Annotated in this window: 14 protein-coding genes; 8 read left to right on the top strand and 6 right to left on the bottom strand. The window is 70.7% G+C overall.

Annotated elements, in window-relative coordinates; translation table 11 throughout:
- From JHN63_RS39640 to JHN63_RS39630, 3 genes are all read left to right on the top strand, one after another.
- On the top strand, positions 1 to 636 hold a 636-nt coding region (locus JHN63_RS39640; RefSeq protein ID WP_200689957.1), incomplete at its 5' end, for a polysaccharide deacetylase family protein.
- Positions 636 to 1,823, top strand: a complete 1,188-nt coding sequence (locus JHN63_RS39635; protein ID WP_200689956.1) for a beta-propeller fold lactonase family protein — start codon at positions 636 to 638, stop codon at positions 1,821 to 1,823. The genes JHN63_RS39640 and JHN63_RS39635, both read left to right, overlap by 1 nt.
- 87 nt (positions 1,824 to 1,910) lie before the next feature.
- Positions 1,911 to 2,510 (top strand): ADP-ribosyltransferase, encoded by a 600-nt coding sequence (locus JHN63_RS39630; protein ID WP_200689958.1) that lies wholly within the window; start codon positions 1,911 to 1,913, stop codon positions 2,508 to 2,510.
- A gap of 3 nt (positions 2,511 to 2,513) precedes the next feature.
- Here JHN63_RS39630 and JHN63_RS39625 read toward each other — a convergent pair whose 3' ends face one another.
- Positions 2,514 to 3,149 (bottom strand): GNAT family N-acetyltransferase, encoded by a 636-nt coding sequence (locus tag JHN63_RS39625; RefSeq protein ID WP_200689955.1) that lies wholly within the window; start codon positions 3,147 to 3,149, stop codon positions 2,514 to 2,516.
- Between the two features lie 58 nt (positions 3,150 to 3,207).
- Between JHN63_RS39625 and JHN63_RS39620 the strand changes: the two genes are divergently transcribed.
- Positions 3,208 to 4,125, top strand: coding sequence for a MerR family transcriptional regulator (locus JHN63_RS39620; protein WP_200689954.1), 918 nt, complete (start codon positions 3,208 to 3,210; stop codon positions 4,123 to 4,125).
- Between the two features lie 48 nt (positions 4,126 to 4,173).
- The gene (locus tag JHN63_RS39615; RefSeq protein WP_200689953.1) at positions 4,174 to 4,386 is read left to right on the top strand and encodes an EF-hand domain-containing protein; all 213 of its coding nucleotides are present in this window, start codon (positions 4,174 to 4,176) and stop codon (positions 4,384 to 4,386) included.
- Positions 4,387 to 4,627: 241 nt separating this feature from the next.
- Here the strand turns inward: JHN63_RS39615 and JHN63_RS39610 are convergent, their stop codons facing one another.
- Positions 4,628 to 5,551: an AraC family transcriptional regulator gene (locus JHN63_RS39610; protein ID WP_200689952.1), complete on the bottom strand. Its 924-nt coding sequence runs from the start codon at positions 5,549 to 5,551 to the stop codon at positions 4,628 to 4,630.
- 101 nt (positions 5,552 to 5,652) lie between these two features.
- Between JHN63_RS39610 and JHN63_RS39605 the strand changes: the two genes are divergently transcribed.
- Together JHN63_RS39605 and JHN63_RS39600 are read left to right on the top strand one after the other, a co-directional pair.
- The gene (locus JHN63_RS39605; protein WP_200689951.1) at positions 5,653 to 6,654 is read left to right on the top strand and encodes a zinc-dependent alcohol dehydrogenase family protein; all 1,002 of its coding nucleotides are present in this window, start codon (positions 5,653 to 5,655) and stop codon (positions 6,652 to 6,654) included.
- A 126-nt stretch (positions 6,655 to 6,780) separates the two neighbouring features.
- Complete coding sequence (locus JHN63_RS39600; RefSeq protein WP_307782091.1) at positions 6,781 to 7,458, top strand: NAD(P)-binding domain-containing protein; 678 nt, start codon at positions 6,781 to 6,783, stop codon at positions 7,456 to 7,458.
- 36 nt (positions 7,459 to 7,494) lie between these two features.
- On the opposite strand, the gene JHN63_RS39595 is transcribed toward JHN63_RS39600, so the two are convergent.
- The 3 genes from JHN63_RS39595 to JHN63_RS39585 form a co-directional block, all read right to left on the bottom strand.
- On the bottom strand, positions 7,495 to 8,052 hold the full coding sequence (locus tag JHN63_RS39595) for a GH25 family lysozyme (protein ID WP_200689949.1): 558 nt from the start codon (positions 8,050 to 8,052) through the stop codon (positions 7,495 to 7,497).
- Between the two features lie 35 nt (positions 8,053 to 8,087).
- Positions 8,088 to 9,128 (bottom strand): phosphatidylinositol-specific phospholipase C domain-containing protein, encoded by a 1,041-nt coding sequence (locus tag JHN63_RS39590; RefSeq protein WP_200689948.1) that lies wholly within the window; start codon positions 9,126 to 9,128, stop codon positions 8,088 to 8,090.
- A gap of 69 nt (positions 9,129 to 9,197) precedes the next feature.
- Positions 9,198 to 9,674, bottom strand: coding sequence for an McrC family protein (locus JHN63_RS39585; protein WP_234478383.1), 477 nt, complete (start codon positions 9,672 to 9,674; stop codon positions 9,198 to 9,200).
- Between the two features lie 32 nt (positions 9,675 to 9,706).
- Between JHN63_RS39585 and JHN63_RS39580 the strand changes: the two genes are divergently transcribed.
- Entirely contained in the window at positions 9,707 to 9,979 is a 273-nt protein-coding gene (locus tag JHN63_RS39580; RefSeq protein ID WP_200689947.1) for a hypothetical protein, read from the top strand.
- Here the strand turns inward: JHN63_RS39580 and JHN63_RS39575 are convergent.
- On the bottom strand, positions 9,976 to 10,505 hold a 530-nt coding region (locus JHN63_RS39575), incomplete at its 5' end, for a phosphotransferase (RefSeq protein ID WP_200689946.1). The two genes, JHN63_RS39580 and JHN63_RS39575, sit on opposite strands and share 4 nt — an antisense overlap.

Genomic DNA, 10,505 nt, shown 5'->3' with positions numbered 1-10,505 from the left:
CCGCTGCCCGCCCCCGCCCCCCGCGCCTTCCCGCAGCAGCCCGCGCAGATCACGCACGGACCCCGCGACCGCCCCCGGATCGCGCTCACCTTCCACGGCCAGGGCGACCCCAAGGTCGCCACCGCGCTCCTCGCCGAGGCGGAGAAACACGGCACCCGTGTCACCGTCCTCGCCGTCGGGACCTGGCTCGACACCCATCCCGCGATGGCCCGCCGCATCCTCGACGGCGGCCACGACCTCGGCAACCACACCCAGCGCCACATCGCCGTCAACACCCTGTCCGAGGCCGACGCACTGGCCGAGATCACCGGCTGCGCCGACCGCCTCAAGCGGCTCACCGGCTCGATCGGCACCTGGTTCAGGCCCTCGCGCGCCCCGGCCGCGTCCCCGCTCGTCCAGCGCCTGGCCCACCGCGTGGGCTACCCGCACGTGCTCTCCTACGACGTCGACTCCCTCGACTTCACCGAGCCCGGCGCCCCCGCCATCACCCGCAAGGTGCTCGCCGAGGTCCGCAACGGCTCGGTCGTGAGCATGCACTTCGGGTACGCCGGGACGGTCGCCGCGCTCCCCGCCGTACTGCAAGAACTCGACCGGCGCGGACTGCGCGCGGTGACGACCACGGAGCTGCTGAGCTGATGCGACCCACACCCCTCACCCGCGCCCTGGTCACCGGCGCCGCCCTCGCCGCGCTGGCCGCCCTCGCCGGCTGCGGATCGCAGGACCACGCCGACGAGGCGCTCGGCACCAAGGCCGCCCTCCAGCCGCAACAGCAGCAGAAGCCGCAGGTGACGCGGGCGTTGCCCGGTATGCCGCCGGTGCTGGACCCGGCCGACCTGTACGCCGCCGACCGGCCGAACCAACTCTCGCCGGTGGTCCGGAACTTCCCCTCCCGGGTCTACGTCCCCAACACCAACTCCAACTCGGTCTCCGTGATCGACCCGAGGACGTACAAGGTCGTCGAGACCATCCCGGTCGGCGCACAGCCCCAACACGTCGTCCCCTCCTGGGACTTGAAGACGCTGTGGGTCAACAACGACCGGGGCAACACCCTCACCCCGATCGACCCGCGAACGGGCAGGGCGGGCAAGCCCGTCGACGTGCACGACCCGTACAACCTCTACTTCACGCCCAACGGCAGGTACGCGATCGTGATGGCGTCCCTGGACCGCCAACTGGTCTTCCGGGACGCGCACACGATGAAGACCGTGAAGGCGGTCCCGGTCGGTTGCTACGGCGTCAACCACGCCGACTTCTCCCCGGACGGCCGGTACTTCATCGTCTCCTGCGAGTTCAGCGGCGAACTGCTCAAGGTCGACACCGAGAAGATGAAGGTCATCGCACAGCAGAAGCTGCCGTTCCACGGCTCGATGCCGCAGGACGTCAAGATCTCGCCCGACGGGAAGCGGTTCTACATCGCGGACATGATGGCGAACGGCATGTGGGTCCTGAACGGCGACACCTTCGCCAAGCCGGACTTCCTGCCCACCGGCAAGGGCTGCCACGGCCTGTACATCAGCCGGGACTCGCGCGAGATGTACATCTCCAACCGCGGTGAAGGCACCATCTCCATCTTCGACTTCACCAAGAACAGGCTGACCAAGAAGTGGCGTCTGCCGAACGGCGGCAGCCCCGACATGGGCGGCGTCTCGGCCGACGGCAAGGTCCTGTGGCTGTCCGGCCGCTACAACTCCGAGGTCTACGCCATCGACACCCGCACCGGCCACCAGCTCGCCCGCATCAAGGTCGGCGGCGGCCCGCACGGCCTCGCGGTCTATCCCCAGCCGGGCCGCTACTCACTGGGCCACACGGGCATCTTCCGCTGAAGCCCCGCTGACATGCGGTCAGTTGGACACACTCCGTACGGGTGATGATCCACGGTCCGCCGCCGCAGAACCGGAATCGTGCCCGGCATAATCACCCTTCACCTGCGACGGCGGACCGCCGCCGCCGTCCTGTCCCTCGCGGCCGTCTTCGCCACCACGGCCGCGACCGTCCCCGCCCACACCCCGGCCCGGGCCGCCGCGCCGGCCTGTCCCGTGGTCGCCGACCCGGCGATGGCCGCCGTCGACCAGCGCGTGGACATCAGCCGCATCACCCCCGACCCGGTCTGGCGCACCACCTGCGGCACCCTCTACCGCAGCGACAGCCGCGGCCCGGCGATCGTCTTCGACCAGGGCTTCGCCCCCAAGGACGTCGTCAACGGGCAGTACGACATCGAGAAGTACGTCCTCGTCAACCAGCCCTCGCCGTACGTCTCCACGACCTACGACCACGACCTGTACAAGACCTGGTACAAGTCGGGCTACAACTACTACATCGACGCCCCGGGCGGTGTGGACGTCAACAAGACCATCGGCGACACCCACAAGTGGGCCGACCAGGTCGAGGTCGCCTTCCCCGGCGGTATCCAGCGGCAGTACGTCATCGGCGTCTGCCCGGTCGACAAGAAGACCAAGGTCGAGATCATGAGCGACTGTGAGAGCAACCCGTACTACAGGCCCTGGCACTGACCCCTAGGGCACGCTGAGCAGGACCGCCTCCGCACCCACCGGGCGGTAGCCCGCCGCCAGGAACGCCCGCATCGAGCGGGCGTTCCCCGGGGCGACCTGCGCCCACAGCGGCTCGGTAGTGAGGTGGCGGGCGGCGGCCGCCAGCGCGCGGCCCAGCCCCCGGTGCCGTACGGCCTCGTCGATCTCGACGGAGACCTCCAGCCGGCCGCCGACCCCGCGGCCCAGCACGAGCACTCCGCCGTCCGCCGTCCACGCGCGCACGTCGTCGCGCCGGCCGCGGGCGTACACGATCCGCGGATGGTCGCCGTCCGTGATCTCCCGTAGGGGGAGCGGCGGTTCGCCCGGCAGCGGGGAGCCGACGAGCATCGCGTCGATCGTCTCCGCCCTGCGGCCCGTCCGCTCCAGGAGGGCCATCAGGAAGCGTGGGTTCATCGGCGCCGCGAGCGCGTCGCACGGCACGGCCGCCAGGGTGTCCTGGACCCACCGCGGATCCTCGTCGACGAAGACGACCGCGTGCGCGGTGAAGGCGAGTACTCCCGCGTCCCGTTCGTTCATCTGGGGCACGACGGTCGTCCGGCCGTCCGGCGGCGGGAGGTCGTCCCGGGCCACCGCATCGAGAATGTCCCGAAGAGTCTCCATCACCAAGCTCCTTGCGCCGCTTGAGTCTCCACCCACTGGAAGGCCCACACTCACCAACATGATCGACGACGGCACCGGACTCCTCACCATCGGGGAGCTGGCCAGAGCCACCGGACTGACCGTGCGCACCATCCGCTACTGGTCGGACGAGGGCGTCCTGACCCCCGTGACCCGCTCGACGGGCGGCTATCGGCTCTACGACGCCGAGAGCGCCGCCCGCCTCGAACTGATCCGCACCCTGCGCGAGTTGGGCCTCGGCCTGGACGACGTACGCAAGGTGCTGGCCGGTGAGACGACGGTCGCGGAGGTCGCCGCCGCCCATGTGGTGGCACTGGACGCGCAGATCCGCTCGCTGCGCGTGACCAGGGCGGTGCTGTCGACCGTGGCGCGACGCGGTTCCACCGCAGAGGAGATGACGCTCATGAACAAGCTCGCACGGCTGTCGGCAGCCGAACGCAGGCGGATCATGGAGGAGTTCGTGGACGAGCTGTTCCACGGGCTCGACTCCCTGGACCCGGCCATCGAGGAGCGGATGCGCACCATCGCGGTGGACCTGCCGGACGATCCGACGCCCGAGCAGGTCGACGCCTGGGTGGAGCTGGCGGAGATGGTCCAGGACCCGGAGTTCCGGGCCCAGATGCGGGCGGCCGTCGAGTTCAACGCGTCGGACCAGGAGCGCGCCGCCGTCCGCGGGCGGTCCACCTGGTTCCCGATGCGGCTGGTGCAACTGGGCGCGGAGGCCAGGGCGCGGGGCATCGCCCCCGAGTCGCCGGAGGCGGCGGCGATCGTACGGGAGGTGCTGGGGGACGGCGGTGACCCGGCCGTGGTCCTCGAACGGATGGAGGCGGCGTCCAACAACAGGCTCGCCCGGTACCGGGAGTTGCTGTCCACGGTGAAGGGTTCGGGGCCCGCGGGGGCGCACCGGGAGGAGTTCGCGTGGGTGGTCGCCGCACTGCGGGCTCGCGCGGCCGGTTAATCTGGCCTGCGTCAACAGGTAGTAATGCGTTACGAAGGGGCGGATCCGGTGGCGGACATCGAGGAAGCACGCAAGCATTTCCAGCGGATCGACACGGACGGTGACGGTGTCATCACCGCGGCCGAGTTCAAGACCGCCCTGGCCCAGGGAGGCGACTGGAACGTGACCGAGGCGGTCGCCGAGGCCATCATCAAGAGCCGGGACCTCAATGGGGACAAGGTCCTGTCGTTCGACGAGTTCTGGGCCCACCTGAACAAGTGACCCGAGAGGGTCCCAAGTGCTCTGAACGGCAGGGGCGCCCGTCCTTCGGTGGACGGGCGCCCCTCTCGTCGTCTCCGGTGCCCGATCCGCACGCTCCAGCGGCCGTCGCGCCGGTCCGGGACCAGCGGCAGGTAGAAGCACGCGGAGGGGGACGCGGGGGCGGCTGCGGAGGTGCTTCGGGGGGATGTGGAGGATTCGTTCAGGGGCTAGGGTCTGCCCGGCAACTCCCCTCCGCCAGCCTCTAGTCGGCCCGTTTCCGGTACTGCCCCGGTGCCACCCCGTACTCCCGCTTGAACGCCTTGGCGAAGGCGAACTCCGAGGTGTAGCCCGTCCGTTGGGCCACCAGGCGCAACGGTATGTCGTCCTCGCGCAGCAGCCGTCCCGCCGTGATCATGCGCCACCAGGTCACATACGTCAGCGGCGGCTCGCCCACCAGCGTCGCGAACCGGCGGGCGAAGGCGGCGCGGGACAGGCCGGCGCGGGTGCCGAGTTCGCCGACCGTCCAGGGGTGGGCCGGGTCCGCGTGCACCGCGTGCAGGGCCGCCGCGATCGCCGGGTCCGCGAGGGCCGCCGCCCAGCCCGTCGGATGCCCGTCACTGGGCTGCCCCTCCAGCCACCAGGCGCGCAGGATGTACAGCAGCAGCGTGTCGAGGAGCGAGCTGACGATGGTGTCCGAGCCCGGCCGGGACTCCTCCAGCTCAGTGCCGAGCAGCTCGACCGCCGCCCGCAGCGACCGGTGGGCGCCGACCCGGGCGGGCAGATGCACCACCTCGGGCAACTCCGTGAGCAGCGGGTGGGCCCGGGCCCGGTCCAGCAGATAGGCACCGCACAGCAGGACCGCGTCCGGGGGCGCCGACTCCCGTACGGGGGAGGGTGGTTGGGGCCAGGTGCCGTCCGCCCGCAGCCGTACCTCCTCCAGCGGTACGTCGAGCCCGCCGGCCAGTGCGTGCCCGCGCCCGTGTGCCAGGAACACCACGTCACCGGGCCCGAGCGCCACCGGCCGGCCCGCCGCCGGGATCAGCCAGGCCGACCCGCGCAGCACCACATGGAACCCGGCCCCGTCCGAGGCGTCGAACCGCATCCCCCAGGGCGCGTACTTGTCCCGGCGCGAGGAGTGCGGCCGCCCGGTGCGCATCGCCGCGACGGCGTCGCTGAGTACGTCCATGTCCGCACCGTAGCCCGTGTGTCGGTGGCGAAGACGAGCGGACATGATGCGAAGACCGAGGGACATGGATCGTCTCGTGACCGCCGCCTAGCGTCGACGTCATGTCCACCACCGCACGCACCGTGCTCTTTCACGAGATCGGCGGACCCGAGGTCCTGCGCATCGAGGATCTCGCCGTCCCGGACCCCGCCCCCGGCCAAGTCGCGCTGCGCGTCGAGGCGTTGGGGCTGAACCGTGCCGAAGCCCTGTTCCGCGCGGGCACTTACTACTACCAGCCGTCCCTGCCCGCCTCCCGGCTCGGCTACGAGGCCGCGGGCGTCGTCACCGCGGTAGGGGACGGGGTCACCGAACTCGCCGTAGGGGACGCGGTGTTGACGGGCCCGGGCATCGAGATGAGCGCACAGGGCGTGTACGCCGAGCGGATCGTCCTGCCCGAGACCGCCGTCCTACGGCGCCCCGCCGGCGTCGACGCCGTCACGGGGGCCGCGGCCTGGCTGACGTACACCACGGCGTACGGAGCCCTGCTGGAGACGGCCGGTCTCAGGCCGGGCGACCGGGTCCTGATCACCGGCGCGTCCAGCGGAGTCGGTACCGCGGCGATCCAGGTGGCCCGCCGCATCGGCGCGATCCCGCTCGCCACCACCCGCACCGAGGCGAAGCGGCAGCGGCTTCTGGAGCTGGGCGCGGAGGACGTGATCGTCTCCGGCGGGTCCGGAGCGGAGGGCGTGGCGAAGGAGGTCCGGCGGCTCACCGGGGGCCGGGGCGTCGAGGTGATCTTCGACGCGATCGGCGGCCCCGGTTTCCGCCCGCTCGCGGAGGCGCTGGCGCCGGGCGGGTCCGTGGTGGTCTACGGCTGGCTGGACCGGCGTCCCGCCGAGATCCCCTGGAGCTGGCCGTTCACGATCCACACCTACGCCAACATGGCCCTGACCACCACACCCGGCGGCCGGCGCCGCTCCACCGCGTTCCTCGACGCGGACCTCGCCGACGGCGGCTTCCGCCCGGTGGTCGGGGAGGTCTTCGAGGGCCTGGACGCGATCCGGGACGCCCACCGGCTGCTGGAGTCGAACGCGCATACGGGCAAGGTCGTCGTACGGATCTGAGCGTGTATCGCGGTGTGCAGGTGAGGCTCACCCGATCGGGCGAGGGGGTGGAATAGCCGACGGCGACCGGGGGTTGAGGCCCACCAGAAGCATGCGTGTGCATTGATTCGTGCGCACCGATTCTGGATCGGCGAAGGGTCTGTCATGAAGATCGGCATCATCGGCGCGGGCAACATCGGCGGCAACCTCACGCGGCGGCTCACCGCCCTCGGGCACGACGTCTCAGTCGCCAACTCGCGCGGCCCGCAGACACTCACCGCGCTGGCCGAGGAGACGGGCGCGACCCCCGTACCGGTCGAGGAGGCGGCGAACGGGGCCGAGGTCGTCGTGGTCACCATCCCGCTGAAGGCGGTCCCGGACCTGCCCAAGGGCTTCCTCGACGGCGCGGCGGAGAGCGTCGCGGTCATCGACACCAACAACTACTACCCCGGGCGCGACGGCCGGATCGCCGCGATCCTCGACGAGGGCCTCACCGAGAGCCGCTGGGTCGCGCAGCAGATCGGCCACACCGTGATCAAGGCCTTCAACGGCACCTACGCCCAGGACATCCTGGACCGCCACCGCCCGTCCGGCGCCCCCGACCGCCTCGCCCTCCCGGTGGCCGGCGACGACGAGGCCGCCAAGCGCGTGGTCAGGGCCCTGATCAACGACCTCGGCTTCGACACGGTCGACTCGGGCACCCTCGACGAGTCCTGGCGCCAGCAGCCCGGGACGCCGGTGTACGGCCTGCGCGAGGGCGTGGACGGCATCACGAAGGGGCTGGCGGAGGCTTCGCGGGAGCGGACCGGGGACTTCGCGGGCTGAGGACGATCGTGGTGCCGGGTCGCGGTCGTCCGGACGTCAGGCGTCCGCGGCCCAGGTGCGCAGCGCCGCCGCGCTCGCGAAGTCGGCCACGTCCTTGTCGTGCGGGTCGGACGTGTACTGGTGGAACACCCAGTCCGCCGCGATGCGGGGCTTGCCGGCCGTCGTGTAGTCGGCGATCCACAGGCCGTCGCCCGCGTAGGACGTCTTGTCGACGGTGAGCCAGAAGGTGCGGTTGCAGTAGAGGACGACCCGGTTGTTCGGGCGCAGTGACTTCACCTTGCGGATGAAGGCGTCCTTCTCCGTGTTCGACGCGTGGGTGCCGTCGCCGGTCGTCTCCCAGTCGACCGCCAGCAAGTCCCCTGCTTTCTCCGGGGCCTTGCTGACGAAGTACTCCGCCTGGGCCGTGATGTTCCCCGGCCAGAGGAAGTGGTAGAAGCCGACGACCAGGCCCGCGTCACGGCCCGTCTTCGTCTGCGCGGTGAGTCTCGGGTTGACGTACGAGCGGCCCTCCGTCGTCTTGATGAAGACGAAGGAGGAGCCGTCCGTGCCATACGCCGTGGACTGGTACGCGCTTACGTCGATTCCATGCAGCATGGGGGACCTGTGCCCCGTCCCCCGGATCCGGAACCTCAGCTTCTGGTGGCCACCGAGCCGAGGACCGACGCCGATTTCGACGACCAGTCAGAGGTGATCACACTTGCGTGATCTGCGGCCAACAGTGCCAGTTTCGCGGCTGCTTCCGCGTCCGTGGGGGCGGTTGAGGAGATCGCCGGGGCCACCGCGTAGGCGTCCGTCATGATCAGGATGTAGTGGTTCGTGGAGTAGAACGACGTGTCGTAGCCGTTGTTGACGTACGTCGCCGCGTCACCGTCGAAGAACACGAACCAGGGGCGGATCGACGTGTCCGAGGTCCAACGGGTCGACCGCGGATCGCCGTTCGCCGCTCCGAGTACGGCCGGGAAGGCCTGCGCCTGCGCGATCGTGCCGGCCGCGTAGAGGTCGCGCAGATGGTCGCCGTACTCCTGGTCGGTCCAGTAGTGGTCGAAGGGGTTGGCCTGCTCGACCGTGCCGGGGATCAGTTCGAAGATGAACTTGCCCTTGAGGTCGTCGCGTGAGGGCCACGCGTTCGCCTTGGCCGCCGCGTCGAGCGTGGAGTACGAGGAGCCGAGCAGGTCGGACGGCTTGTAGACGCTGCTGCCGAGCTTCTGCGAGACCAGGGTGTCGAACGCGGTCGGGCCCAGGCCGATGGTCTGGTTGAAGCCCACCTTCATCTCCACCTTGACGATGATGGGCGCGTGGTCCGGGTGCAGGGTGTTCCAGGCGGCCATGTTGTCCAGGCAGCTGCCGAGATCCTGGTTGCGGTCCTTGCTGTACAGGTCGGCGGGGGTGCTCGCGTACTCGCAGTTGTTGTCGTTGGCGAACAGGTCGCTGTGGCTGACCCGCCAGCGCTTGCTCAAACTGTCGACGTAGACGTCCAGTTCGAGCAGCGAGGCCCCGGAGTCCAGGGCCTGGGCCCAGTACGTGTACTTGTCCTTCTCGTACGCGTTGTGCGTGCCGATCGTCGTCGTCTCGGAGAACTTCGGCGCCGCCGCGTGGGCGTTGCCGACGGCCCCCGTCAGCAGCAGGGCCGTCCCGGTGAGCAGTGCCGCCAGCCGTCTTGTCGCCTTCATGAGTCTCAAGTCCCCTTCGCTGCGCCCTGGTTGGAGCCTCGGTGGCGGCAGCAGCGTAGGGCGAAGCGGTTACTCCCTGGTAGCCCCTGGAGGAACATCGACTTCCGCTCGGGCCGGGTCCGGCACGGCCGTGATCCGGTCGGCCAACTCGCCGACCGTCGCGAGGAGTTCGGCGGGCGGCCGGTCGAGGTCCAGGGCATGGGCCGTGACCGTGATGCCCACACGCCGGACGGCATGCTCCGTCGGGCCGTCCCGGGTCGTCGCCGCGTAGACGAGGTGGCCCGCCGGGAGACCCAACGCCGTGCAGTAGCCCAGCAGTTGGTAGAGGTGCTCGGTGGGCGGCGCGGGCACGTGCCGGAAGGCGTACTTGGCGTCCACGACAGAGACGGTACGGCCGGCCCGGTACAGGACGAGATCCGGGCGCAGTCGGACATGCCCGGCCAGGTCGAGGCGGTGGTGCTGCTCCTGGGCGGCGCAGCGGATCCCGCGGCGGGCCAGGGCGTCGGTGAGCGCGAGGGTGAGGAACCGTTCGAAGACGGCCGGCATGTCGAGCACGAACCCGTTGGCTGTGGTGGGGGATGGCCCCGTACTTCCTGCACGAGACCAATGCCTACGGCGTCTGGCAGGCCCAGGACGACGTGGCCGCGCCCTTCCGTACGGCCGAGGGTCTGGCGGAGCTGCGGCGCGGCGGCCAGTACCGGGTCCTGACCCCCGAGGAGTTCGTGACCGAACTCAAGTCCGCGCCAAGGCCGTTCACCCAGTTCCATCCGCTGTGCGGGGGCATGCCGATGGATCTGGCGTGGTCGAGCCTGCGGCTGTTCGAGCGGGAGGTGCTGCCCGCGTTCGGCTAGCGGGCCCCGGGAAACTCCGGGAGCGAGTGCCCTCGAAGGAGCGGGTGCTGCCCTGCCGAGGTGACGCCCGCGTACTCCGTGAGGACCTCGGTGAGCTGGCGGGCGCTCTGTCGGGCGACCCGGGGTTCGGTGGCCGCGTGGCGCGTGTACGCGTTCAGGCCGGTGGTCAGGGCCCAGCCCATGCCGCGTGTCCAGGTGGCCTCGTCCAGGGCGAGCGCGGCGCGGAAGAGCGGGCGGGTCGTGGCCGACAACAGGGTGTAGGCGATGACCAGATCGCAGGCCGGATCGCCCATGCTCAGGCCGCCGAAGTCGATGACGGCGGAGAGTCGGCCGTCGGCGGTGAGCAGGTTGCCGGTGTGGAAGTCCCCGTGGCACCAGACCGGTTCGCGGTCCCAGGCGGGGGCGGCGAGCGCGTTGTCCCAGACCTCGGTCAGGGCGGCGGTGTCGAAGACTCCGTCCACGGCCGCGATCGCCTCCCGGGTCGCGCGGTCACGGTTGGCCAGCGGGGCGCGGGTCAGTTCGGGGT

It is taken from the genome of Streptomyces sp. MBT65 (genome assembly GCF_016612545.1).
GTDB lineage: Bacteria > Actinomycetota > Actinomycetes > Streptomycetales > Streptomycetaceae > Streptomyces.
This window is presented reverse-complemented; position numbering and strand designations above follow the sequence as displayed.

Excerpts from the sequence above, each read along its gene's own strand:
- JHN63_RS39635 (WP_200689956.1), top strand. The coding sequence starts at position 636 with ATGCGACCCACACCCCTCACCCGCGCCCTGGTCACCGGCGCCGCCCTC.
- JHN63_RS39625 (WP_200689955.1), bottom strand. The coding sequence starts at position 3,149 with ATGGAGACTCTTCGGGACATTCTCGATGCGGTGGCCCGGGACGACCTC.
- JHN63_RS39620 (WP_200689954.1), top strand. The coding sequence starts at position 3,208 with ATGATCGACGACGGCACCGGACTCCTCACCATCGGGGAGCTGGCCAGA.
- JHN63_RS39610 (WP_200689952.1), bottom strand. The coding sequence starts at position 5,551 with ATGGACGTACTCAGCGACGCCGTCGCGGCGATGCGCACCGGGCGGCCG.
- JHN63_RS39605 (WP_200689951.1), top strand. The coding sequence starts at position 5,653 with ATGTCCACCACCGCACGCACCGTGCTCTTTCACGAGATCGGCGGACCC.
- JHN63_RS39595 (WP_200689949.1), bottom strand. The coding sequence starts at position 8,052 with ATGCTGCATGGAATCGACGTAAGCGCGTACCAGTCCACGGCGTATGGC.
- JHN63_RS39590 (WP_200689948.1), bottom strand. The coding sequence starts at position 9,128 with ATGAAGGCGACAAGACGGCTGGCGGCACTGCTCACCGGGACGGCCCTG.
- JHN63_RS39585 (WP_234478383.1), bottom strand. The coding sequence starts at position 9,674 with ATGCCGGCCGTCTTCGAACGGTTCCTCACCCTCGCGCTCACCGACGCC.
- JHN63_RS39580 (WP_200689947.1), top strand. The coding sequence starts at position 9,707 with ATGGCCCCGTACTTCCTGCACGAGACCAATGCCTACGGCGTCTGGCAG.